This window comes from Chthoniobacterales bacterium (assembly GCA_039930045.1).
Classification (GTDB): domain Bacteria; phylum Verrucomicrobiota; class Verrucomicrobiia; order Chthoniobacterales; family DASVRZ01; genus DASVRZ01.
Genome location: JBDSQB010000010.1, coordinates 36,153 through 60,711 on the forward strand (window position 1 = coordinate 36,153; position 24,559 = coordinate 60,711).

At 57.0% G+C, this 24,559-nt stretch carries 24 protein-coding genes and 1 tRNA gene; 5 read left to right on the plus strand and 20 right to left on the minus strand.

Annotated features, from left to right (window positions below):
* Positions 1–2: 2 nt before the first annotated feature.
* The 8 genes from fabD to ABIT76_08035 form a co-directional block, all read right to left on the minus strand.
* Positions 3–947, minus strand: a complete 945-nt coding sequence (gene fabD / locus ABIT76_08000; protein MEO7933086.1) for an ACP S-malonyltransferase — start codon at positions 945–947, stop codon at positions 3–5.
* Positions 944–1,711 carry a TatD family hydrolase gene (locus ABIT76_08005; protein ID MEO7933087.1) on the minus strand — a complete coding sequence of 256 codons (768 nt, stop codon included), beginning with the start codon at positions 1,709–1,711 and terminating at the stop codon, positions 944–946. The genes fabD and ABIT76_08005 overlap by 4 nt, the downstream gene beginning before the upstream one ends.
* Before the next feature lie 3 nt (positions 1,712–1,714).
* Positions 1,715–2,719, minus strand: coding sequence for a beta-ketoacyl-ACP synthase III (locus ABIT76_08010; protein MEO7933088.1), 1,005 nt, complete (start codon positions 2,717–2,719; stop codon positions 1,715–1,717).
* The gene (gene plsX / locus ABIT76_08015; protein ID MEO7933089.1) at positions 2,691–3,734 is read right to left on the minus strand and encodes a phosphate acyltransferase PlsX; all 1,044 of its coding nucleotides are present in this window, start codon (positions 3,732–3,734) and stop codon (positions 2,691–2,693) included. Before plsX ends, ABIT76_08010 begins: the two co-directional genes overlap by 29 nt.
* Before the next feature lie 94 nt (positions 3,735–3,828).
* Positions 3,829–4,008: a 50S ribosomal protein L32 gene (rpmF, locus tag ABIT76_08020; GenBank protein MEO7933090.1), complete on the minus strand. Its 180-nt coding sequence runs from the start codon at positions 4,006–4,008 to the stop codon at positions 3,829–3,831.
* A 1-nt stretch (position 4,009) separates the two neighbouring features.
* Complete coding sequence (locus ABIT76_08025) at positions 4,010–4,486, minus strand: DUF177 domain-containing protein (protein MEO7933091.1); 477 nt, start codon at positions 4,484–4,486, stop codon at positions 4,010–4,012.
* A gap of 46 nt (positions 4,487–4,532) precedes the next feature.
* Positions 4,533–5,024 (minus strand): pantetheine-phosphate adenylyltransferase, encoded by a 492-nt coding sequence (gene coaD, locus ABIT76_08030; protein ID MEO7933092.1) that lies wholly within the window; start codon positions 5,022–5,024, stop codon positions 4,533–4,535.
* Positions 5,025–5,071: 47 nt separating this feature from the next.
* Positions 5,072–5,740 (minus strand): sigma-70 family RNA polymerase sigma factor, encoded by a 669-nt coding sequence (locus ABIT76_08035; GenBank protein MEO7933093.1) that lies wholly within the window; start codon positions 5,738–5,740, stop codon positions 5,072–5,074.
* A 30-nt stretch (positions 5,741–5,770) separates the two neighbouring features.
* Between ABIT76_08035 and mqnE the strand changes: the two genes are divergently transcribed.
* Positions 5,771–6,907: an aminofutalosine synthase MqnE gene (mqnE, locus tag ABIT76_08040; GenBank protein ID MEO7933094.1), complete on the plus strand. Its 1,137-nt coding sequence runs from the start codon at positions 5,771–5,773 to the stop codon at positions 6,905–6,907.
* A gap of 29 nt (positions 6,908–6,936) precedes the next feature.
* Here mqnE and bla read toward each other — a convergent pair whose 3' ends face one another.
* Together bla and rsmH are read right to left on the minus strand one after the other, a co-directional pair.
* Complete coding sequence (gene bla, locus ABIT76_08045) at positions 6,937–7,794, minus strand: class A beta-lactamase (protein ID MEO7933095.1); 858 nt, start codon at positions 7,792–7,794, stop codon at positions 6,937–6,939.
* Between the two features lie 35 nt (positions 7,795–7,829).
* Complete coding sequence (gene rsmH / locus ABIT76_08050; protein MEO7933096.1) at positions 7,830–8,837, minus strand: 16S rRNA (cytosine(1402)-N(4))-methyltransferase RsmH; 1,008 nt, start codon at positions 8,835–8,837, stop codon at positions 7,830–7,832.
* 24 nt (positions 8,838–8,861) lie between these two features.
* Between rsmH and ABIT76_08055 the strand changes: the two genes are divergently transcribed.
* On the plus strand, positions 8,862–10,085 hold the full coding sequence (locus ABIT76_08055; GenBank protein ID MEO7933097.1) for an NAD(P)/FAD-dependent oxidoreductase: 1,224 nt from the start codon (positions 8,862–8,864) through the stop codon (positions 10,083–10,085).
* Here ABIT76_08055 and ABIT76_08060 read toward each other — a convergent pair.
* Complete coding sequence (locus ABIT76_08060) at positions 10,082–11,071, minus strand: glycoside hydrolase family 43 protein (GenBank protein MEO7933098.1); 990 nt, start codon at positions 11,069–11,071, stop codon at positions 10,082–10,084. The genes ABIT76_08055 and ABIT76_08060 overlap by 4 nt on opposite strands.
* Before the next feature lie 13 nt (positions 11,072–11,084).
* Entirely contained in the window at positions 11,085–11,996 is a 912-nt protein-coding gene (locus ABIT76_08065; protein ID MEO7933099.1) for a lysophospholipid acyltransferase family protein, read from the minus strand.
* 58 nt (positions 11,997–12,054) lie between these two features.
* Between ABIT76_08065 and ABIT76_08070 the strand changes: the two genes are divergently transcribed.
* On the plus strand, positions 12,055–13,116 hold the full coding sequence (locus tag ABIT76_08070) for a M20/M25/M40 family metallo-hydrolase (GenBank protein MEO7933100.1): 1,062 nt from the start codon (positions 12,055–12,057) through the stop codon (positions 13,114–13,116).
* A 4-nt stretch (positions 13,117–13,120) separates the two neighbouring features.
* Here the strand turns inward: ABIT76_08070 and ABIT76_08075 are convergent, their stop codons facing one another.
* The 4 genes from ABIT76_08075 to ABIT76_08090 form a co-directional block, all read right to left on the minus strand.
* Complete coding sequence (locus ABIT76_08075; GenBank protein ID MEO7933101.1) at positions 13,121–15,103, minus strand: SPFH domain-containing protein; 1,983 nt, start codon at positions 15,101–15,103, stop codon at positions 13,121–13,123.
* 243 nt (positions 15,104–15,346) lie between these two features.
* A complete protein-coding gene (locus ABIT76_08080; protein MEO7933102.1) occupies positions 15,347–15,895 on the minus strand; it encodes a pyridoxamine 5'-phosphate oxidase family protein in 549 nt (182 codons plus the stop codon).
* Between the two features lie 30 nt (positions 15,896–15,925).
* The gene (locus ABIT76_08085; protein ID MEO7933103.1) at positions 15,926–16,318 is read right to left on the minus strand and encodes a hypothetical protein; all 393 of its coding nucleotides are present in this window, start codon (positions 16,316–16,318) and stop codon (positions 15,926–15,928) included.
* Between the two features lie 147 nt (positions 16,319–16,465).
* Entirely contained in the window at positions 16,466–17,167 is a 702-nt protein-coding gene (locus ABIT76_08090) for a hypothetical protein (protein MEO7933104.1), read from the minus strand.
* Positions 17,168–17,176: 9 nt separating this feature from the next.
* Between ABIT76_08090 and ABIT76_08095 the strand changes: the two genes are divergently transcribed.
* Positions 17,177–17,440, plus strand: a complete 264-nt coding sequence (locus ABIT76_08095) for a hypothetical protein (protein ID MEO7933105.1) — start codon at positions 17,177–17,179, stop codon at positions 17,438–17,440.
* A gap of 256 nt (positions 17,441–17,696) precedes the next feature.
* Positions 17,697–20,894 carry a metallophosphoesterase gene (locus ABIT76_08100; protein MEO7933106.1) on the plus strand — a complete coding sequence of 1,066 codons (3,198 nt, stop codon included), beginning with the start codon at positions 17,697–17,699 and terminating at the stop codon, positions 20,892–20,894.
* A 40-nt stretch (positions 20,895–20,934) separates the two neighbouring features.
* On the opposite strand, the gene ABIT76_08105 is transcribed toward ABIT76_08100, so the two are convergent.
* From ABIT76_08105 to ABIT76_08120, 4 genes are all read right to left on the minus strand, one after another.
* Positions 20,935–21,008 (minus strand) — tRNA-Gln (locus tag ABIT76_08105).
* A gap of 92 nt (positions 21,009–21,100) precedes the next feature.
* The gene (locus ABIT76_08110; GenBank protein MEO7933107.1) at positions 21,101–22,246 is read right to left on the minus strand and encodes an HlyD family secretion protein; all 1,146 of its coding nucleotides are present in this window, start codon (positions 22,244–22,246) and stop codon (positions 21,101–21,103) included.
* A gap of 12 nt (positions 22,247–22,258) precedes the next feature.
* On the minus strand, positions 22,259–23,875 hold the full coding sequence (locus ABIT76_08115) for a DHA2 family efflux MFS transporter permease subunit (protein ID MEO7933108.1): 1,617 nt from the start codon (positions 23,873–23,875) through the stop codon (positions 22,259–22,261).
* Positions 23,872–24,480 (minus strand): TetR/AcrR family transcriptional regulator, encoded by a 609-nt coding sequence (locus ABIT76_08120; GenBank protein ID MEO7933109.1) that lies wholly within the window; start codon positions 24,478–24,480, stop codon positions 23,872–23,874. Before ABIT76_08120 ends, ABIT76_08115 begins: the two co-directional genes overlap by 4 nt.
* Between the last annotated feature and the right edge of the window lie 79 nt (positions 24,481–24,559).

Sequence of the window (24,559 nt, forward strand, 5' to 3'; positions counted from 1 at the left end):
CCTTAAGCCGTCAGCGCTGCGACCGCTTTCTCCAGCGAGGCCACGTCGGAAATTGAAATCACCGGCGTGTCCTTGCGGATACGGTTGACCAAACCGGCGATCACCGCGCCGGGACCGAGTTCGAGAAACAGATCGACCTTCAACTCGTCCAGCAGGTAGGTGATCGACTCCGTCCAGCGCACGCTGCCGGTGACTTGCTCAGCCAGCGTTTCGCGAATGCGCCCTGGCTCCGTCACCGCCGCCGCGTCCACATTGCAGACCACCGGCACCGAGGGCACATTCATCGTCGTCGCCGCCAGCGCGGTGGACAATTTCTGATACGCCGGCTCCATCAGCCGCGAGTGAAACGCGCCCGCCACATTCAGCGTCGTCGCCCGGCGCACGCCCGCTTCCTTGGCCATCGACACCGCCAGCGCGATCTTCGACGCCTCGCCCGAGAGCACGATCTGACCCGGACAATTCAAATTTGCCACATCCACATCGGTCTGCGCGGCGAGCGAGCGCACATCGTTTTCCTCACCGCCGATCATCGCCGCCATGCCGCCGTTCGTGCTGTTGCAGGCTTCCTCCATGAAACGGCTGCGCTGGGCCACGAGTTCCAGTCCAGTCGGAAAATCAAACGTCCCCGCCGCGCAATGCGCTGTAAATTCCCCAAGCGACAACCCCGCTGTCGCGACAAAAGTCAGGTCCGGCACCCGCTGCAGCAGTGCGCTCAGACAAGCGATCCCATGAACGTAAAGCGCGGGCTGACAGACCGAGGTGCGGGTCAATTCCTCCGCCGGACCGGTGAAAGCGATCTGACTCAACGGAAAAGCGAGCCGTTCATCCGCCTCATTGAAGAGTGCCTGGACAATGGGAAAGGCGGCGGCGAGGTCCTGGCCCATGCCGACGGCCTGGGCGCCTTGACCGGAAAAAAGGAGGGCAATGCGTTTGGTGGAGGTATTCATAATTGGAAGAAAGATTCTGCCGTGACCGTGGTGTGTTTGGCAAATGTTTCGAGCGTCTCACCGCGCGCGGCAGCGAGAGTTTCTGCGACGAGCCGGGTGTGAGCCGGTTCGCAGCGCTTTCCGCGAAACGGGACCGGGGCCAGATACGGACAGTCGGTCTCGACCATGAATTGACCCGGCTGCAACGCCCGTGCAGCGGTGCGCATGTTTTCGCCATTCTTAAACGTCGCGATGCCGGTAAAGGAAACGAGATGCCCCATGTCGATCACCTGCCGGAGCCGATCCAGGTCCTCGCCAAAACAGTGAAAAACCGCCCGAATCTGGCTGCCATATTCCGCGAGAATGGCCACGGTATCGTCCCAAGCCGCGCGCTGGTGAATGACCACATTCAAATGAAACTCCGCCGCCAGCTCCAGTTGCTGACGGAAGAAAACTGCCTGCCGCACCTTCTGTTTGTCCGTCTCGTTGCGATAATAATCCAATCCGGTTTCCCCAATAGCCGCGATGCGATGGCTGGCCGCCATTTCCCTCAAACTCGACTGAAAATCATCCGGCTCCTCATCGACCGCATTCGGATGCATCCCGATGACCGGAAAAATTTGCGGGTGCATTTCCGCCAGCCCGATCACCGCCCGGCTGCTCTCGAGTCCGGTCGCAATGCTCACCATCCGAGTCACACCCGACTCCGCCGCGCGTGCCAGAATCTCCAAAAAATCCGGCGCAAAATCCGGGTAATCCAGATGCGCATGAGTGTCGATCAGCATGACTCACCATTGAATGACCGAGCTGGCCCAGGTGAGGCCGCCGCCGAAGACGACTAACAGGACGTAGTCGCCTTCTTTCATGCGGCCGGAGCGGTTGGCCTCGTCTAGCGCGATGGCGACGGCGGCTGCGGAGGTGTTGCCGTATTTGTCGAGGTTTACGAAGAAGCGGTCCATGGGGAGTTTCATTCGGTCGGCGATGGCCTCGATGATGCGAATGTTGGCCTGATGCGGGATGACGCAGGCGATCTGGTCGGTGGTGATGCCGGCCTCGTCGAGCGCGGTGGTGGCGGCGCGGAGCATGGCGGTGACGGCTTGTTTGTAGGTCTCCTTGCCGTTCATCTTGATGGTGTTCAGATGCGCGTCGAAGTTCTCGGGCGTGACGGGACAGGCCGAGCCACCGCCGGGCATGATGAGGATGTCGGAGTAGTTGCCGTCGCTGCCCATGTCGGTGCTGAGGATGCCGTGGGTGCCCTCGCGGGATTGCAAAATGGCTGCGCCCGCGCCGTCGCCGAAGAGCACGCAGGTGTTGCGGTCGGTCCAATCGACGCAACTGCTCAGTTTGTCCGCACCGATGACGAGGATGGTCTCGTAGGTGTGGTTGCAGATGAATTGCTGGGCGACTTCAATACCGTAGAGGAAGCCGGAGCAGGCGGCGGAAAGGTCGAAGCAGGCGGCATTTTTTGCGCCGAGTTTCTTTTGCACCCAGCAGGCGGTGGCGGGGAAAAACGTGTCGGGCGTGACCGTGGCCACGATGATCATGTCGATCTCTTCAGCGGTGACCCCGGCCTGTTCCATCGCGCGCTGGGCTGCGGAAACGCACATGTCGCTGGTCTGTTCGCCGTCGGCGGCGATGCGGCGTTCCTTGATGCCGGTGCGGCTGACGATCCATTCGTCGGAGGTCTCGACGAGTTTTTCGAGCTCGGCGTTGGTCAGGATTTTCTCGGGAACATAACTGCCGGTTCCGACGATGGAGACGGGCCTACGGGGCTGAATGGGACGCAGCTTCATGAGGTGTGGCGAAACGCGCATCGTAAGCGGCGATCTGCTCGACAATGTGCGGATTTACTTTGTGGGAAACAGATTCCACTGCAACTCGAATCGCATTTTTCATCGCACGCGGGCTGCTCGATCCATGGGCGATGATGACGATGCCATTGACGCCGAGGAGCGGACTGCCGCCGTATTCGTCGGGGTCGATGCGTTTTTTCAGGGCGCGGAAGGCTCCTTTCGCCAGATAAGCGCCGGCCATGCGAATGGGGCTTTTCACGAGTTCGTGCTTGAGCCACGACATGATGGCGACAGCGATGGATTCGCAAGTTTTCAGGACGACATTGCCGACAAAGCCGTCGCAGACGACGACTTCGACGGGGTCTTCAAAGAGATCGTGGCCCTCGACATTGCCCCGGAAATTGAGGCCCGACTGCTTCAACAACGGGAAAACTTCCTTGGTGAATCCAGTGCCTTTCGTATCTTCGCCGCCGATCGACATCAGGCCGACGGACGGGTTTTCGTAGCCGAGAACGTGCTTGGAATAAACCGAGCCCATGATGCCGTATTGGAGCAAATGCATCGCCTTGGGATCGGGATTCGCCCCGGCGTCTATGATGAGAAAAAGGTTGGTCTCCGTCGGCATGACGGTGGCGATACCGGGACGATCCACGCCGGGCAATGTGCGGAGTTTGATCTGTGCGGCGGTGACGACCGCCCCGGTGTGACCCGCCGAGACGAAGGCGTCGGCGTGGCCGGATTTCACGAGTTCCATTGCTCTCGCTAAGGAGGAATCTTTCTTTTTCCGCACCGCGTCGAGCGCGGCATCGGTCATCAGGACGACTTCCGTGGTGTGCAAAAACTCGATGCGCGGATCGGAGAATTTTTGTGATTCGAGTTCCAGTCGAATGGCGGATTCATCGCCGACCAGATAGAGTTTTTCAATTTCAGGAAACTCCTGAAGCGCCTGAATGGCTCCAGCGATTTCATTTTTTGGGGCAAAGTCGCCGCCCATTGCGTCGAGGGCAACCTTCATTCGAGTAACATCCTATTCTTCAACATAAACAAAACGAGATGCCAGTGAATCAAATCACAGTGGCATCTCGCAAGATTGGAATGTGGCTCGTGGCTCAGCCCTCGATGGTGAGGACTTGGCGGCCGTTGTAGTAGCCGCAGGAGGCGCAGGCAATGTGGGATGGCTTCCGGCTGCCGCACTGGCCGCATTTGCCGAATTGAGGGGCATGCCAGCGGTTGGCCGCACGGCGGGTGCGCAAGCGCATTTTCGAGGTTTTACGTTTTGGAACTCCCATGTTAACTCCTTGGTCTAATCTGTAATTGGTCTAAAGCGTCCCACGCCTTGGGAGCGTTGGACGTAATTGGTTCGTCGGTTAAATTGATTTCTACCGAAGTCAGACGAACGCCGGGGCAAATCGTCTGGCCATCCCAATCGCAATGCGGGTGGGTCGGAAGGGCCAGCAATATGTCCTCCCTCATGGCGGGCGTCAAGTCGATCATTTCGGGTCCGGTGAGTTCCATTTGCGTGGCAAATTCATCAAAGTGAAATGTCCGCTCAAACTTCTGCAAGCAGCGCACACATTCCATTTCCAATCCCACGGAAAGCTGGCCCGTGGCAAAGAGCCCGCCTTCCGACAATCCGACGTCAATCGAGTAATGCACCGGCGAGACCGGTTTGATCAAATCCTCGGCGTTCAGCTCTAAAATATCACGATCCTCATCCCCTTCGAGATGGAGACCCTCCGGCGGTATTTGGTTGAGATGGACTTTCATAATGCAGCTAATTTCTGGCAGAAAACGGGAAACGCCAGTCAGGAATTTATCCGATGGAGCTGACGGCAAATTTCCGGGTCAGCGCCTGTAGGACGACTTTGGGCACGAAATGCGAGACATCGCCGCCGAGCCGGGCCACTTCCTTCACGATTCGCGAGCTTATGTAGGTGTAATCCTCTTTCGGAGTCAGGAAAATCGTCTCGAACGAGGCCTCCAGCTTGCGATTCATCAGAGCCATTTGGAACTCGAATTCAAAATCCGACACCGCGCGGAGTCCGCGAACGACGGCCACCGCTTTTTCCTCGCGCACCAGATCGACCAGCAACCCGTCGAAACGCACCACACGCACGTTTCCGAGATGGCTCGTGCATTCGCGGATGAGTTCCACCCGTTCCTCCATCGAAAAAAGCGGGCCTTTCGAGCGATTGAAAGCCGCCGCTACGATAATTTCATCGAAAAGATGCGCCGCGCGCTCCAGCACATCCAGGTGACCAAACGTCATTGGATCGAAACTCCCGGGGTAAATCGCTTTGCGCACGCCAGCGACTCTGCGCTTCTCCGCAGACTTCGGAAATAAAAAAATGGCTACTCCAGATATTTTGCCAGCGATTCGCGTAGCGCGGTGCGCGCGCGGAAGAGCAGACTTTTCACGCCGGGCACGGTCTGTTTTAGCACGATGGCCATTTCTTCGTAGGGCATTTCCTCATAGCGTCGCAGGATGATCGCCATGCGCTGCTGCTCGGGTAAAGCGTCGATGGCCGACTGAATCGCCGACATTTTCTCCGCGTCGAGCAACTCGGCGGAGGGAGTTTTTTGCTGGTCGTCGCGCATTTCGTCGTCCACCGAATCCTGCAAATCCGCCCGGGTCCGACGGCGTGATTCATTGAAAACCAGATTCCGCACAATGGTGTAGAGCCACGTGGTAAATTTCGCACTCGGCTGGTAGCGACCTGATGATTTCCAGACGCGGACAAAGACTTGTTGTGCCAAATCCTCCGCCTCGCGCTCCGAGCCAAGCATCCGCACAATCGTCCCATAAACGCGATTTTGATGACGCTCAATTAGTTCCCGCATTGCCGACTCATCACCCGACGCGATCAGGCGCATGAGAGCCAGATCGCGCTCATTTTCGATGTCGGGCAGGGCAGGGGAACTCACCAGCGACAACGATGTTCCGATCCTCGGCAGGGCACAAGTCATTCCCATTTGGAACTGCGCGTCGGCGGGAAAGTTGCGTCCAGATTCGAGTCGCACTCGGATGTCTTCTTGAATAAACCCCGGATTGTGAAAACTTTCACAAAGTCCATGCACGCCTTTTTCGACCGACTCCTTCCTGCCAATCTTCGGCCCATTTTTGCCAAAGTCGTCGAAGGCGTCCGCATCAGCGACCAGGACGCGCTCACCCTCTACGCCTCCAACGACCTCCAGGCCATCGGCCTCATCGCCGATCATGTGCGCCGTCAGAAGAATGGAAGTCGCGCCTCCTACATTCTCAATCGCTACATCAATTATTCGAATCTCTGCATCCTCTCCTGCCAGTTCTGCGCCTTTGCCGCGAGGAAACGCGACGCGCACGCCTTCGAGATGGCCATCCCCGAAGTCATCGCCAAAACGAAGGAAGCGCTCGCCCAGGGCATCACCGAGATTCACATGGTCGGCGGTTTGCATCCCACTTTGAAGGGCGACTGGTATCTCGAACTCCTCAGTTCGCTGCGCGCACTCGACCCCGACTTGCATCTAAAAACCTTCACCGCCATCGAGATCCGCCACCTTGCGCAGCGCGTTTTTAAGAAATCCATCCGCGAAACGCTGGAACTCCTCCGCGAAGCCGGTCTCGGCTCGCTCACTGGCGGCGGCGCAGAAATTTTCGACCCCGAGATTCGCGACCAGATCTGCCGCGGCAAAGAATCCGGCGCCGAATGGCTCGAAGTCCATCGCACCTGGCACGAAATGGGCGGGCGTTCGACTTCCACCATGCTCTTCGGTCACCTCGAAACGTCGGCGCACCGGGTCGACCACCTCCGCCAGCTCCGCGAACTCCAGGACGACATCGGCGGCTTCACCGGCTTCGTCCCGTTCGCCTTTGTCCCAGAAACCACCGAGATGGCCCACATTCCACCCGCCACCGCCTTTGACGAACTCCGCAACCTCGCCGTCAGCCGCATCTACCTCGATAATTTCGACCACATCACCGGCTACTGGATTGCAATGGGACTCCCGCTTGCGCAGCTCTCGCTGAACTACGGCGTGGACGACCTCCACGGCACGATTATGGAGGAAAAAATCTTCCACATGGCCGGCGCGACCACCCCGCAATCGCAGACCGTGAAAACCATGGAAAAAACCATCCGCGAAGCCGGCTTCGAGCCGTTTCAACGCGACAGTTTTTACAACGCCATCGAGGACTTGGCACCCGCTTAAACGACGAAAATCAGTGAGGCACAGCCTCTCTAACGAAATTCAGCGGAAATGATTTTCCCGATCTCTGCGATCACGGCGTCTTTTTCATCGCCGCTGGCTTGGGAGCCGGAGGAATAGGCGGCGATCACAAGGGGTTTCCGACCCGGAATCCAGACGATGGCAATGTCATTGGAAGCCCCATTTTCGCCGGAACCCGTCTTGTCACCCACTTTCCAAGTCGGATTGAGCCCGGCACGCAACTTCTTGGCTCCAGTCTGGCAACCCACCATCCAATCGGTGAGATGCTGGCGGGATTGGGCGGAAAGAATGTCACTGGTAAGCAGTTTCGCCAGCGTCTGCGCCATGGCGACCGGAGTAGTGGTGTCGCGCTCGTCGTCGGGCAGATTCGTGTTGAGCGTCGGCTCGTTGCGATCCAGCCGCGTCGCTTGGTCACCAATCGAGCGCAGATATTTCGTCAGTCCCGCCGGGCCGTCGATCGTGGCGAGGAGCAGATTGGCCGCCGTGTTATCGCTCCACTCGACTGCTGCCTGGCAAAGATCGGCCACCGACATTTCGCCTTTCGCGATGTGTTTGCCCGTCACAGGCGCGTAGGAAAGAAGGTCGGAAGAACCGTAAGTGATCTTCCGCGACAGATTCTCCTGACCCGCATCGACCCTGGCCAGCACCGCAGCCACAAGCACCACTTTGAACGTGCTGGCCATGGCAAAACGCTCATCACCTCGATGGCTAAAAACTTGGCCCGTTTCCGTATCCAGCACCGCCACTCCGAGCCGGCTCGCGCTCTTTTCTTCGAGTTCGATCAGACTCTGTTCAAAGCGCTTCTCATCCGCCGCTGGCAACGACAGACAGCTCGATAAGAGAAGAAATAGGAAGGTCAAAAGCCGCATGATCATAGGATGACTGTAGCTCATCCTATGAATGCTCAACCGCGAATCGCCCAGCGGAGTTTGGCGGAGGTGGAGCGGGGATTCGCGTGCTGCTCCTGTGGGCTGGCGCGGATGACGGTGCGGCAGATTTCACTGTAACTCCCGTCGGCCAGACCGGCTTTCAAGGCGTGTTTCACCCGACGATCTTCGCCGGAATGAAAGGTGAGAATCGCCACCCGCGCGCCGGGGTTGAGGACAAACGGGAGGTTCCGCAAAAACGTGTCGAGCGCGGAAAATTCCTCATTCACCGCGATCCGGATCGCTTGAAAAACCCGGCGCACAGTCGCATCCAACTCGGCGGCCTTGGCGGCAGCGGCGATCTCGGAGCGGAGTTGCAGTGTGGTCTCGAATTTCCGACCGGCGAGTCGGCTCGCAATCGACTCTGCGTGAGGTTCGTCGGCGTTCTCGCGGAGCGCATCGGCCAGTTTGGCGGTGTCGATTTTCTCCAGCCATTGCGACGCGGAAAGTCCGCGGCCCGGATTCATCCGCATGTCGAGCGGACCGTCGAATTTCACGGAAAACCCCCGCTGCGGATCGTCGATTTGCATCGAAGACAAACCCAAATCGGCCAGCACACCATCGACGCCATTCCACCCTAACTCGCCTGTAATTTTCGCCAGCCCAGCGTAGTTGCTCTGGCGGATAATCAAGCTGGATTCGTCGAAACCCAATGCCCGCAAGCGCGCCTCCGTCTTCGGTTGCTCGATTGGATCGAGGTCGAGCCCGAGCAACACGCCACCCGGCTGCAGACGCGGCAAAATCGCACTCGCATGACCACCAAAACCCAGGGTCGCATCGACAAATTTCTTCCCCGGCTGCGGCTGCAACACCTCCAGAATTTCATCCACCAGGATCGGGCGGTGCGCTCCGGCGGGCGTCTTGCCCGACTCCAAAACCTTGGCCAGCGTCTCGGCGTCGCCACGGTGCTCCTTGTATTTTTCCTCGAAACGGCGCGGATTTTTTCCGCTGTATCGCACGCGGCGTTTATGGGGTAAATCTGGCATCCCGCAAAGTATCGCCCGAGTTCCATGTCCACCTCACGCAAAATCATCGTCATCGGCGGGGGAGCCGCGGGTTTTTTCGGAGCCATTGCGGCGGCAGAAAATGGCGCATCGGTCACGTTGCTGGAGCGCGGTTCGCACTTTCTCTCGAAGGTGCGCATCTCGGGCGGCGGACGTTGCAATGTGACTCATGCCTGCTTCGATCCGCGCGAACTTTCGACGCGTTATCCGCGCGGTGGACGGGCGCTGATCGGGCCATTTAATCGTTTCCAATCGCGCGACACGATGGAGTGGTTTGAAAGCCGGGGCGCGGCGTTGAAGATCGAGAACGATGGACGCGTTTTCCCCGTCAGCGACTCCTCGCAAACGATCATCGACACGCTGATGAATGCCGCGCAAAACGCCGGAGTCGTCTGCCGCCTGCATGGCGATGTGACTCGACTGAAAAAAAACGCGGGCGAGTTCCATGCGACTCTGGCGAATGGCGAAATTTTAGTTGCCGACAGAGTTTTGCTGGCAGCCGGAGGAACGCGAGCCGCCAGTGTGGGAAAACTGGCAGCGGAGTTAGGTCACACTCTGGCCTCGGCGATCCCGTCGCTGTTCACCTTTGAAATTCACGTCCCGTGGTTGCGCGATATTCCGGGCGTGGTTGCGGAAGTCGAGGCCAGCATTCCGGCTGTCGGATTGCGCGAACGCGGGCCGATGTTAGTCACGCACTGGGGCGGCAGCGGACCGTCGATTTTGCGGTTGTCGGCCTGGGGTGCCCGCGGTTTGGCGGAGCTGGATTATCAGTTTCCGTTGTTCATCAACTGGCTCGGCGGCGCGAGTCGCGAGGATATTTCCAATCGACTAACATCGTTACGCGAGAAACATCCGGCCAAGCAAGTAACCGGACTTCCGCCCGCGCCTTTGCCTGCCCGGCTTTGGGAAAAACTAACCTCGCTGGCAGAGGTCGCGCCGGGGACGACTTGGAATCGACTCCCGCGTGCGCAGACGCAGAAACTGATCGAACTGCTCCATCGCACCGAACTGCCGGTGACGGGCAAAAGCCTAAACAAGGACGAATTCGTCACGTGCGGCGGCGTGGTTTTGCCCGAGGTGGATTTCCGCACGATGGAGAGCCGCGTGTGTCCCGGACTCCACTTGGCCGGGGAAATCCTCGACATCGACGGCATCACCGGCGGTTACAATTTTCAGGCGGCCTGGACGACCGGCCATATCGCTGGAACCGCGCTGGCGGCGACGAGTTAGGGAGCTTTCGGCGCGGTGTTGGGGTAGGCGGCTTTTACACGCTGCATCTCCGCGGCGCTGATCGGCAGGACCGAGCCGTGGCGAAATTTGTAGGGGAAATGGGCCTCCGTCAGCGCGGTGAACTGACCGGCCTTCAAGTCCTTCGTGACGTAGGGCTGATAGCCCTGGCCGCGGCTGTAATAATCGAGGAGCAGGCACCATGTCGCGGGCTGGCCAGGTTGAGCGGCGGGCTTCATCACGAAGCAAGTGGGGCCTTCGTAACCGCGCAAAGTGCCAAGTGAGAATGACGATTGCTCAGTCCACGGTCCCATGACTTTGGTGCTGGTCTCGGCGATGATGGCCTTGGATTTTTCGTCCTTGGAGAAACGATAATACTGGCCGTTTTCGCGGACGATGGTGGTGTCGATGATGTCGCTCTCTTTTTCGATGTAGATGAAGGGCTTGCCGAAGGTGATGAAATCCGTGGTGCGCGCCGCCCAGATGCGGTGCTTGGCGAAGTGGTCGCTGCCAGTTTTCGACGCCCAGAAGACGAGGTAATCCTTCGTTTCTGGATCATAAACCGCCTCGGGTGCCCAGGTGCAGCCGGCGTCCCCGGGAGCGACCGGCACGAGGCGCGGCTCGGACCAATGCACGAGGTCGTTGGATTCCCAAATGACGAGCGACCGGCTGCCTTTCTGGGTGGCGCGAGTCCAATCGCGATGGAGGTTAATCGAGAGGTCGGTAGCGAGAATGAAGAATTTTTTCCCGTCGGCGGACCGCATAATGAAGGGATCACGCACGCCTTTTTCGCCAAGCTGGCTGACCAGCACGGGCTCGCCGCCGTTGGTCTGCTCCCATTGGAGTCCGTCCGAACTGGTGCCGAAATAGATTTGTTCGGTCATGGGGCTGGCCTCGCCTTTGAAAGTGACGAAGAGAAACCCGCCTTCGGCGGCACGTGCGGCAGTGCTGGAGACAGCGAGAACGAGGAGGAGCAGGAGTCTTTTCATGGGTGGGGAATGGTTAGGAAAGGCGGGCTGATTGGTCAATGAGCTTCTGGATTTTTTTGCCGGGCCGCGCGTAGGAAGGATAATTTTCCACGCCTTCGGGGCGATAGCGCCAGTGCTTGTAATTCCAGAGCCAGCACTCGGGGCGCTCGCGGATGCCGGCTTCCAAAACGTCCCAGCAGCGCTGGGTGGTTTGTTGCTCGGAAGCCGACGGATCAGGGCGCGTTTCCTCCAGAAAACGGAATTCGTAGCGGCCATTTTCGATGGGCAAAAAGAGCAGCGGAACGAGACGCGCCTCCGCCATTTGACTCAAAGTCACATGGACGCCGGTGACGTATTTCTTCATCCCAAAGGCTTCGACGAGGTGTCCGGGCTGGTCGAGTTTGAGCGTGAGATCGACGAGGAAGCCGCAGGTCTTGCCGCGCTTGAGAGCCTTCAACATCCGCAGAACCGCGCGTTCCTGGGGAATCAATTGCGACCCAAATGAAGAGCGAGCCGCCACGAAAAACGGGGTGATCTCCGGGTTCTTGATGTCTTGCGCGATGGCCAGCGGCGGCAACCCGAGCAGGCAAAGCGTCGGCGGCAGCCACTCGAAATTTCCCAGGTGGCCGCCGTAGAAAAGACAGCCCTGGCCGGGTTTTCCCTGCGCCAAAAAGGAATCGAACCCGCGCACATCGATCAGTTCCCGAAAGTTTTCCGCGCTGAGATTTCGCACCCAGAAAAGATCGAGAAAGGTCCGCGCCAGATTGCGAAAGGAGAGCCGCGCGATGCGCTCGCGTTCACCCGGCAGATAGCGATCCCCGAAGGCGGCGGTAAGATTTTCCAAGGCGACTTTGCGTCCGCGATGATCGAGACCGAAGACGAGATCGCCCGCGAAATCGGCCAGTGATAACAATGCGACCCGGCTCAGTTTTGGGACCAACGCCACGAAGATTCGCATCCCGGCCACCTCCAGCCTTTGGCGAATTGTCTTCCATAAACGGCGCATGTCAGCCATTCATTCGCCTGAAATTCGCACGATGCACAAGGAAAAGCTCATTCGCCTCACTCGATCCATCCTTTCGCAACCCACCGCGCCGTTTCACGAGGACAAGGTGAAGGCCGAGATTCGGGTGCAACTCGAAAAGCTGCGTTCCGTAACTGTGCAGGAGGACGCCTTTGGCAACCTAATCGTGCGCTACAACCACGGGAAATCGCGCACGCGCTACGCCTTCAGCGTTCACATGGATCATCCGGGCTGGGTGCAAAAACCCGGCGCGCCTGCGGGCGAAATGACCTTTCTCGGCGGTGTGAAAAAGGAGTATCTCGACAAGGGAACCGTGCAGTCTTTTGGGAAATTTGGCATGTGGAATATCCCGGCCTTCGATGTGAAGGACGACAAAATTTACGGTCGCGCCTGCGATGATTTGATCGGCTGCGCGGCGATGATCGCGATGCTTTCCGACCTGGAGGAAAACGCCGTCGTGGCCAATGTGCTGGTGTTTTTTACCCGGGCTGAGGAGGTCGGATTTCTCGGGGCGATTCATCTCGCGAAGTCGCGTCATGTGCTGAAAAACATCACGCTGCTATCCATCGAGACGAGCGCGGAAGTGCCGCCTGCGAAGATGGGCGCGGGGCCCATCGTGCGCGTGGGCGACCGGTCGTCGATTTTCGATCCCGAGGTTACCCTGCAACTCACCCAGCTCGCCCGGAAACACAAAATCCCGCACCAGCGCTGCCTCATGTCGGGCGGCACCTGCGAGGGCACGGCGTATCAGAATTTCGGCATTCGCACCGGCGCACTTTGCATCGCATTGGGCAACTACCACAACTGCGGCCAGAGCATGAATATCGCCCGCGAATACGTTTCCCTGAGCGACATGATCGGGCTGATCGAATTGTGCGTCTCTCTGGTCTCGGAAGTCCCCGCGCCAAACACCTTTCACAAAGACATGCGCCGCGACCTCGAGCAGAACAGCCGCAATTATGAGCCCTACTACGTGCCCGAGCCGGTGCCGTTGAAAAGAGCGGCAGCGAAAAAACCCGTGGTCAAGAAACGGGCTCGATAACGATCTAACTCGGCTCAGTTTTCGTCGGCTCGGAATGTTTCGGACGGGCCGGTTTCGGCTCGGCGATGTGCATCCCGCTCTTTTCGGAAACGAGCAGACTGAGCAAGGTTTGCAGCAAACCAGACTGGCCTCCTTCGCCGTCTTTTCCGCCGGAAATGAAGACGCGCTCAGGCACGAGCGGCTGCGTGGAATTCGCAAACCGCTCCGAGAGATCGCGCAGCGCAAACAAACGAGGATCGCCGTAAGCCTTGATCTTTTCCTGAAACACACTGGCCTCGGCCAGACCGACTTGCGTGATCTTCGCGGCCTCGCCCTCACCTTCCAGTCGCTGGGCTTTGGCGCGGCCCTCGGCCAGTGTGATGTCGCGTTTGGCCATGCGCTGCGCCTCGGCGAGCTGGGCTTCGGCGCGGTTGGCGGCGACTTCGATTTCGACCTTCGACTGCGTAAGTTCGGCTTGTTTTCCAGCGACCGCCTCGGCTTCCTTCAGCGCCTTGAGATGGACGGCGGCCTCCTGCTGTTTGGAATAGGTCTCGCGCTGTTCCTCGGCGAGACGGCGGATGCGAAGTTGATCAAAAAGCTTCTCAATCGGATCGTTGCCAATGTCCTGCGCCCGCGTCTCGGGACGACCGATGAGCACAGCGACGCAGTTGATGTCGAATTCCTGGAAACGACGGCTCAACTCAGTTGTGGCGCTCTTCTGAATTTCTTCCCGGTGCGTGAGCAGTTCCAGCATGGTCGAGCTCTGCGCCACATCGCGGAAATACGCGGTGAGAATCGGGTCGAGTGTCTGTGTGATGAGCCGTTTCACATCGCCGAAACGCTGCACGACCGAGGGCGCTTTTTGGTAATCAATGTGGAGCACAAGACTCAGCGGCAGGAGTGGCTCGTAGCCATCGGCAGTGATGATCTCAATGGTGGCCAACTGGTCGTCGTAACGATGGTTTTCGCTTTGCCCAGTAATCCAGCGGAGCACGAAATTCACCGTGGGGACGAGTTCGATTTTTACCGCGTAAGGATTGAGCGGATATTTTCCCGGCGTCAGCGCCTGTTTCCAGACACCTTTCTCCCCCGGATTCACCTGTTCGCCGTAGCGAAAAGTATCGCCCGTGGTGTCGCTGCCGACGCCGCCGTAGTAGGAAACCACCACGCCCACGTAGCCGATCGGGATGAGTGTTTTCTGACCCAGCTCAATCGTGGCAAACCAGCGGTTGATGAAAAATGTGCCGTCTGTCAGCACCTGCAACTGGCGTCCACGGCAGCCGCCGTTCGCGAGAAACGTCTCCGCGTTTTGGAAATAATTGTGATCCGCCGCAATCGCTGGCGCAATGATGTCGCCCGCCGGAATCGTCGGTCCATCCTGCACTGACACGACTCCGATCATGTCCACGGGCTCGTTGTCGCGCATTACGCCGCCACCGATCACCACCGGACGGTAACCGCCCACCTTGGCGAGCTCCTGCTGCCACTGCGGATAGGTGCCGTTTTCCTCCATGGAATAAATCGCCGTCTCCGTCAGCACGACAAAGAGCCCGGTGTTGATCGCATACACGCCCTCACGCAGGATCGCCCGCTGGCGTCCGCGCTGACCGCCCTTTTCGAGAAACGCATCGGCCTCTTGAAAGTGATTGCACTGGACCGTGGCACCTAGGGTTTGCGTGGCTTCGAGCGGCGCGCCATCCTTCGCATACACGTAGCCGATGCGCCCCTCGGCCACCGTCACCAGCGGCGCGCGATGAATGCGATATTGCCACGGCACGAGACCGAAATGCAGCCCGCCACGCAGCAATCGGCTCTGCACACCGGCCTCGCCTTCCGTCGCAATAATTCGCCCCTCGGCCAGCGAACCGCGCGCACTCCAGAGTTTTTCAATAATGCCGACCGACGTGTGCGGAATGTAAACCACCCCGAGCAGCCGGGGCAGAAAGACGAGCACCGCGATGCCAAAGAGAGCGATGCTCGCCCAGATAATAATGTGAGTCGTGTCCATGGGATTATTTTTTTAGAAAGCCGCAGTTGGTTAGTTAGAGGAGTCGGAAGGTGAGGCTGCCGCGAGAATGAGCCTGCTGCGGCGAATGTCGAGCCAAGCCGCGATTCTTCGCCCGCCCTCAAGACAACCCGCCCAAGGAGAAACAAGGCGACGTGTCCACTTGGGATCAACCCGAATCCGGCGCTCGCCCGGGCAGCCGTTAAGCACTCAAGCGCCGCCGACGGTGATGGAGAACAAAAACCATCACGGGGCAACGAAGGCAGGGAGGCCGTCGATGCTCTGACGATTCTTGAGTTCTCGATAAGTATCGAGCCCGTCCGGGCCTTTGTTGAGAGCCCAGCGGTCCAGCGTGTCGCGTTGACCTTGGAACTCATAGAGCGGCCCGCTGTAGCCGCAGGAATCCGACACCCGCGACACCGCTACATGCACAATCGCCCGCGTACCGGGATTCTCTGGAAAGAGCGCCGCCAACTCTTCAAACCGTGCATCGCCCCGCGCGATCACCGAGCCGCGCCCGTGCAAACGCACAATCTGCGGTGGTCCATCGAAGGCACAAAACATCACTACGATGCGCCCGTTCTCGCGCAGATGCGCCGCCGTCTCAGCGCCACTGCCCGTGTAGTCCAGATAAGCCACCTCCAGCGGCCCGAGCACCCGGAAAGTATCGCCGCCCTTGGGTGAGACATTGATGTGGCCGTCAGGAGAAAGTGGTGCCGTGGCGACAAAGAAAACGCGCTGCCTGGCCATCCAGTCAGCGAGTTCGGTATTAATCTGCGCGTGTTGCTTGCTCATGGTAGGTGAAATGTATGGCAAACTATCGCATCATGGACGGTTTTTCGGAAGCACTCGCTTCCTCGTTTCCAAACTGTCAATAGAGCTGACTCCCTCGTTCCCAAACTGAAGTTTGGGAACGAGTTGATTCATTAACCACTCGCGCCCTTCCAGCTTCACCTGTTCGAGAAGTACTAACGACGTGTGCCGTTTGATAGCCGTAATCGTCCTCTCCAACTCCGGTCCTCCTAATATCGCGTGAAAGTGCGTATCGAGGACGACCCATGCGTAAATCTTCAACCCCCGTTGCTCGCGACAATGCACCAGCGAGCTAACCAAAATATCCGCACAAGCACTTGTCGCGAAAACCGGGAGCCAATTTACAATCGTGCCCGTGATGAAATGGGCGCGCTCTGGGTCGTTAATGTGATAACGCGTGCGCATAATGTTAGTAAGAGAAGGTTAGCAGGGCAACACAGTTGCCGTGACAAGCCCGTTCCCAAACTTCAGTTTGGGAACGAGGGGCACGAGGGACCCAGCCACCGCTGGTTCCTAACACACCGGCAGAATAAAGCAGTTGGCCTTTCTTCCCTACGGTGCCACCGGAGGAGTGGGATTCTCCTCAGCATCGTCTTCCGCGTGGCCGCCGCCTAGATCGACGATCAGGCGGGCACTCGTGTAGGCGTTAAAGAACTCCGGGTTCTTCCGCTTAAACTTTCGCATCGCCTTGTCGATCTGCTTCTTGAGTAACGTCATTGCGCTCGCTGTATCGAGCCCGATGTCGCCCGTCACCCCTTTGCCAGCCACGATCGCCTGTCGAGGAGCCGTCGCCAGGGGGAGGTAAACCGTGATCGCCGCATCCAGTTCGGCCAGGTCCTCCGCCGTCGTGCCCAGCAGATCGATGTCCGCCGCACGGGCCAGACAGAGATCATAGAGCGTGCGGCAATACGGGCCCACCAAGGCGTCATCCATGCGGAGCAACGTCGTTAGCTCCACATCCGTCTTTGCGGCCAGCTCATCATCCTGCGCCGTCACCGCCACCGTGTGGAGATCGCCCACCGCCGACACGGTCAACTCCGCCATCTCGATCTGCTTGCGGCTTTTGCCACCGGCGATGCCCGTCTGCGGTGTCCCTTGCACGCCACTCGCATCCTGAATCGACTTCACGAGAGCGCCGAGTTGCGTCACCAGCGCGGCAAACGCCGTCAGCGACACCCATTGGGCGTTGTATTTCTGCATGATGCCGAGCACGGCGAGAAACATGCTGAGTTTGTTTTTCTGTGGATTTGTCATATACCGCCCGTGTCCAAGCAGAGCGTGAGCCAGTTCAACCGCAATCGTTCAAAACACCGCCTTGGCGTGAAGATTTCTCACTTTATCACCCAAAAATTCGGTTTGCAGAGGCTTATGTCTGATCGCACGAAGCGTATGTTCCACTTTGAGACCGCCATGCGCCGCAGTGAGGGCGGCAGGATCGACAGTGGATTGCGTATGTTTGCCTTCACTGCGCAAATGTCACCAATGCAAAGCCGTATGTTTGACCTCACCTGCTGTATGTTTGGGTGAGAGCAGCCTATGTTTCACTTGCAGGCCGGTATGTTTGGGTTGCAGAGCCCTATGTTTGGGTGAGAGACGGGTATGTGTGGCTAAATGGCTGCTATTTCAAGGTAATGGCAGACGGACCTGCTAAACGCACGGCTCGGAAGGGCTTTATGGATCAAGTGACGAGGTTATTGTTTTTCCTTCCAGTTGTTCACTAGCCTATCATGGGTTTCTTTTGCACAGAACCCAGCGCCATCTCTAACGGTCACTCCTTAAATCTATGAAAATACTTATCCTCCATATCAGTGACATCCACCTACGAGAAGAGCATCAGAATCCGAGCATTCCTAAATTTGGGTTTATTGCCCCGGCTTTGCAGAATGAGGAACATGACCTTACCCATGTAGTAGTTGCCATTTCTGGTGACGTAGCCTATGCGGGAAAGAAATCGGAATATGAGCTCGCTAAAAAGTGCTTAGATTCTTTGACAGCAGGCCTTCAGGAGCGTCTCAAAGTAGAAAAGGTTCGTTACGTGCTTATTCCCGGAAATCACGATTGTGATTTTTCCGGCAACAACAGAATGCGGATGTTGGCCATTGAAGCTGTCAGAAATGGAGAAGCCCCTGACGATGAAATGATCGATTCTTGCTGTAAGCCGCAAGCCGAATTCGTAAAATTTCGGGACAGCCACCCAAATGCCAAGCCAGATCACCAAAGCAGCCCTCTTCACTGGCAGTATCGAATAGAGGATGTCTCTTCAAGCATTGAGTTTCGTTGCTTCAACACAGCCTGGATGTCCGTCCTGCACGAGACACAAGGAACACTACATGTTCCCGATTTGGTAGCCGACCATGAGGATTCGAGCAACGGGAGCGATTACGTGGTCTCGCTTTTTCACCACCCGTATAACTGGATGCCATCAGCAACTTTTCGTCGTTTCAAAACATTAGTGGAGGAGTCTTCGGATCTGGTTCTTACTGGCCACGAGCACGAAGCTGATCATTTTCAGAAATACTCATTCAAGAGTCAGGAAGTGAATGACTACCTCGAGGGTGCCGTATTCCAAGAGAATGATCGCGACGACCGAGCTGGATTCCACGCCGTATTTGTGGATTTAATTGCCCAGAGACAGAGGACCGTAAGTTTTACTTGGGAAGAACAAAGGTTTGCCCCTGAGTCTATCGAAGTGTCATGGGTCCCTTACAAGCGCGGAAGCCGAGGCGGCAAAAGAGAGTTTGATCTTAGTGAGGAGTTTGCAAAATCGCTTGAAGATCCTGGCGCAAGTTATCAACACCCCGCAAAACCAGACCTGCGACTTGCCGATATCTATGTATTTCCCAATTTGAAGCAGTTTGAGATCAGCAAGAAGACCGATTTTGTTTATGGATCTCTCATTGAAGGCCGAGACGTTCTCAAGACACTCGGTTCGAAACGGAAGGTTTTGCTGTTCGGAAGACAGCAATCAGGCAAGACGACGCTTGCAAAGGTGCTTTTTACCGACCTCTACAACAAGAATCTAACTCCGGTGCTCATCTCAGGAGACGATCTTACCAAAGCGCACCTAAACAGTGAGAAGTTAGATACATTAGTTGAGACTCAATTCGCGAAACAGTACCGAAATCCAAATCTTCCGGCTTTCGATCAAGTTGATAAAGATAAGGCTATTTTGATCGTCGATGATTTTGACCATGGCGCACTAAACTCAGCGGGGCGTCTCAAGCTTTTGGAAGTAGCAACGAAGCGTTACGATCGCTTGGTTGTCTTTGCTGACGATATAATCAAGCTAGAAGAACTCGCTGTTTATAAGGAAGGAAGTGATGTGCTAACAGATTTCGAACAATTCGAAATAGTTCAATTCGGCCATCTTCTCAGGAGCAAACTCATCACTCAGTGGTACTCAATCGGAAGTGAATACGATGCGGATCCCATAGAGTTAGGGAAGCGTATCCATATTGCCGAACAGATGGTTTCAACAATGCTCGGGAAGAATTATCTTCCGCACTTTCCGGTTTTCATTCTCACCTTAATTCAAGCAAGCGATTCGGCAGCGCATCCTAACACTAGTGCGGGAACATACGGTAGTCTTTACGAGATTATTATCACACAGGCGCTAGCTTCGAAATCATCAAATGTCGATCTCGACACTAAAATGACTTATCTGAGCGAAATTGCGCATTGGATGCATGCGGCCCAAAAGAAGAGAATTACAGATGATGAGTGGGAATACTTTCACCGGATATACTGCAAAAAATTCAAGATTCATCCATCAAAGGAATCAATAAAGAGGGATTTTGCAACTAACGGCTTATTTGATCTTAGAGACGAGCGTTACGGATTTCGGCATCCGGCTTCATACTACTATTTCGTAGCACGCTATTTCCGAGATAACTTATCGAAGGATTCAGCTCGAACGGCAGTAGCTGGTTTGTTGAGCAAGCTTTACAAAGAAGAGCACGCAAGCATCTGGCTGTTTCTCACACATTTATCGAAGGATCCGTTTCTGCTAGAAACAATTCTAGAGCATGCAAAGCGGATTTACTCTGAGTTTCCCTCAGCCCGTTTTGAAGAAGATGTTTCATTTCTTCAGGCCCTTGCAGACAGCGTTGAAAAGATTGTCTTAAAAGACAAATCTTTAGGGGAATCTAAAGAGGAGAGACTTAGGACACTTGATGCACTTCCTGCCTTACCTGACACGAGCGATGATTTCGACGGAGGTGAGGATGAGACAAATGAGACTCTTAAGCTAATTGCCAAGATGAACCTTGCCCTTCGAACTTTAGAAGTGCTCGGGCAATTGGTGAAAAATTTCCCCGGTTCACTTCAAGGTGATGACAAGCTCGCATTGGTTCAGGAATGTTATGCGCTTGGTCTGCGTACAATTTCAATGTTGTTTGGTCTCTTCCAAAGTGATGTAGAGGCTTTTGTTGATTGCGTTTATGAGCGATTGATCGAGAAACATAGCGAAATTGATGACCGTGACGAACTAAAGAGCAAAGTTCGAAAGTTTATGTTTTGGATGATTGAAAGCGCGAGTTTTGGCATGATTAAGCGCATTGCTCAGGCGGTGGGCCATTCTCAACTCGGGGAAATCTACAGAGAAGTGAGGGAACAGGACGAAAGCAATGCAACTGCACTCATCGACATTGCTATCCACTTAGAGAACTTAGGTTTCCCTGAGGACAGATTGAAAGAACTGGCGCAAAAGTTTCTTCCGCAAATTAGCTCGCCGATGCAGCGCCCCGCGAGTAATTCTAAATACCCCGTTGCTGTTCCTCGGCGTAGCAAGAATCTATTTTGTGAACAGATATTGAAGCAACTGGTAGTGGAACACTTTTACCTTTTCCCAACTCGGGAATCGACCAAACAAAAGATTTGCGCGGCTCTCCAGATTGAGGTTCAAAAGATCCGGCATCTCGATGTAAAGGCCGAGAATGAGAGGCGTGCTCCTCAATCTTCTCTCCCGGATGAGAATCAATAAGTCCCTTCAAATCATTGCAGGCCGTTCTGAAGCCACCAAATGGCTGCCTCACAAGGATTTGAACCTTGACAAATTGATCCAGAATCAATTGTGCTACCGTTACACCATGAGGCACTCTTTTTGGGGGCGTTAGTTTACCTCAGGGAGGGTTTTGGGCAAACGGAATTTTCCATCCGCCTGAGGATCGCCCTCCATCCGCCTGAGCGCTATCGAACTCGAATGGAGACCAACGCGGAGAGGCCGGGGTGGATGCGGCTCTGCAGGTCGCGAGTTTCATTCGGATCGAGGAGGATTTTTACCGGGACGCGCTGGACGACCTTGGTAAAATTGCCGGTGGCGTTGTCGGGCGGGAGCAGGGTGAAGAGGGCACCGGTGCCGGGGGAGAAGCTGTCGATGTGCCCGTGGAAATCGTGGCCGGGGAGTGCGTCGATCTCGATGTCGGCGGGCTGGCCGGGTTGCATGTGGGCAAGCTGGGTTTCCTTGAAGTTGGCCACGACCCAGACGTTGTCTTCGACGACGGAGAAGAGGGCCTGGCCGACCTGGACGCGGTTGCCGGTCTCGACGTTTTTGTTGCCGATGCGTCCGTCGGATGGGGCGCGGATGATGGTGTAGGAAAGCTGGCGCTCGGCGTCGCGCAGGGCGGCGCGGGCGGAGTCGATGCTGGCCTGGGTGGCCTGCGCCTGCGAGGGGCCGGCGCCGAGCAGGACCTTGGACGAGGCGACGCTGGCTTGCATGGCTTCGAGGTTGGAGCGGGCGGCGTTGTCGGCGGCCTGGGCGGTGTCGAAGTTGGATTGCGCGGTGTCGAGGTCGGCTTTGGTGACGACTCCGCTGCCTTTGTCGAAGAGCTGTTTCGTGCGGCTAAGGTTGGAAGCGGCGAGGCTGAGTTGCGCGGCGGTCTGGCGGGCCTGGGCGTCAGCCTGGTCGGCATGGGCAATAGCGGCGGAGACCTGGGCCTCGGCATAGGGAACGACGGCGCTGGTTTGAATGAGCTGGGCCTCGGTCTGCGCGAGGCTGGCGCGGGCTTTGTCGCGGGCGATCTCGAACTCGAGCGGGTCGAGTTTGATAAGAATGTCGCCTTTATGGACGACCTGGTTTTCGTTCACGGGGACTTCCACGACGGTGCCGCTGATTTGCGGGCTGATGAGGTGTAGATGCGCGGTGATGAAGGCGTCGTCGCTTTTTTCATATACGTAGGCGTGGTAGGCGAAACGAAGCGTGAGGACGAGTGCGGCGAGTCCGATCACGATGAAGACGGCCTTGCGGATGCGGCTTATCGGCGGTTTGGCGGTCGTGCTGACGGCGGAGGATTTGGCGGCAGCGGCTTTTTTAGACGAGGCGAGTGTGGCGTTCATGTGCGGATGTGGTTAGTGGGCGGCGGAGGCGAGTTCTTTGTTGCCGCCTTTGCCGAGGAAGAAAAGCAGGGGCAGCGAGATGATGAAGGCGATGCCGACGTATAGAAAAATATCGGAAAAAGAGAGCAGGGTGGACTGGCCGTTGATGAGGGAATCGAGGAGATGGAGGGCTTGTTTTTTGGCGGCCACGGCGTCGCCGCTATGCGCTTGCAAGGCACCGGTATAGGCCCGCAAACGCTGCATGGCTTCGGGATGGAAGACGGTGATTTTTTCCACGAGAGCCGAGCGATGAATGGCTTCGCGCTGGACGAGTAAGGTGGTAATGACGGCGATGCCGACGCTGCTGCCGATCTGCCGGGTGAGATTGTAGAAGCCGGAACCGGAGGCGATTTTGTCCTTGGGCAGGCCGCCGAGCGAGGCAATGCTCAGTGGAAGAAACATCATCACGCTGCCGACGCTGCGCAAAATGAGCGGTAGAAACAGGCTGTGCGTGCCCGTGTCGGGGTTGATGTCGGACAGGAGAAAGGCCGAGGAAACGGTGATGAGCGCACCCGTGCCGACGAGAAGACGCGCGTCGGCTTTCCCAGAGAATTTCCCCATGAAGACCATCGTGACCGCTGCGGCGATGGCTCCGGGGACTTGCAGCAGGCCGCTCTGCATGGCGGTGAAGTGCAGGTAGTTTTGCACAAAGATCGGCACGGCAAAAATGACGCCAAAGATGCCCATGCCGAGGACGAATGAATAGACGCTGCCCGCCGCGAGCGTCTTGTAACGCAACACGCGCAGATCGACCGCAGGATACGCGGTGGTGAGTTCGCGCCAGATAAAAAAGCCCAACCCGAGCACGCTGCCGATGGCGGTGAACGTGATGAGTTGCGAGGCAAACCAGTCTTCCTGTTGCCCTTCCTCGAGCATGGTCTGGAAACAAGCCAGTCCACCGGCAAGCAGCCCGATACCCAACCAATCGACTTTTTGATTCACCGCATCCTCGCTGCGGTCGCGCGGGAGAAACGTGGTCGCCATGAGCACGCCGACGATGCCGACCGGGATATTAATGAAGAAAATCCAGCGCCAGCCCATCGTGTCAGTCAGATAGCCGCCGAGCACCGGGCCCAGCGCCGGGCCGACGATGATCGCGATGCCAAACATCGCCTGCGCCACACCTTGTTCTTCCTTGGGAAACGTCTCGAAAAGGAGCGATTGCGCCTTGGCCAGCAAGCCGCCGCCGCACAAGCCTTGGAGAATACGCGCAACGATCAGAAACATCAGGCTCGGCGACAACCCGCACAAAACCGACGAGACGGTAAAACCGACGAGCGAGAAAATGAGATAGCGTTTCCGGCCAAATCGGTCGCTCAACCACGCGGTCAGCGGAATCAGGACGACGTTCGCGCAAGCGTAGCCAGTCGAGATCCAGCCGACTTCGGACAACGTCGCACCGAGATTGCCCTGGATGTCGGGCATGGCGACATTGACGATGCTCGTGTCCACGATTTCGAGGAGCGCTCCGAGCGAGGCGGTCAGCGCGATGAGCCATTTCAATAATCCACGCTCCGCCAGCGACGCCGCCCACGGCGAGAGCAGACTGAGATCGGACCCGTAGAGTCCGCGCTGGGCGGCGGCGCTCATTTTTTTACCTCCGCCAGCACCGTCGCCAGAACCATTTCCACGCATGACTTCCGATAGGCTGCGGAGGAATATTTCAGTTTGGCAAACGTCGAGGAACGCCGCAGCACGTCCATGAAAATCATGCCGTTGAGCTGATCCACCACCATTTCACTGGAAGTCGAATGGGTAACGCCGCGGGAGGCTTTTTCCCGGTCCAGCCGCCCGGCCAGCATCTGACGCAAAGGACGAAACACCGCATGGAAAACCTGGCGCTCATGGTCCTGAAACCGATGAATTTCTCCAACCATCGTGCGTATCAGCGGGAGATTCGTCGTGATGATTTCCGAGTAAATCCGCACGTATTCCACCAGATAACTCCGCAAGTCGAGTGCATCCGAAATGGGCTTTTCCGGGGCGATTTTAGCTTTCAGGCCGAAGATGTTTTCGACCACGGCAGCGAGCAATCCGTCCTTGTTGCCAAATTTCCGGAACAGCGTGACTTCGTTCACGCCCGCCTCGCGGGCGATCTCGCGAGTGCTGGCACCCTCGATTCCCTTCAATGCAAAAATGCGTGCTGCGGCTTCGAGGAGACGAGTTTCAGTGGATTCAGCGGGCAGAGTGCTCATGTAAGTAGTTGCTTGCATTTTCCAACACGATCTCGAAAACGCAACGGGCAAAATTGCATTGCGCAAGGGCCGAGTGGGA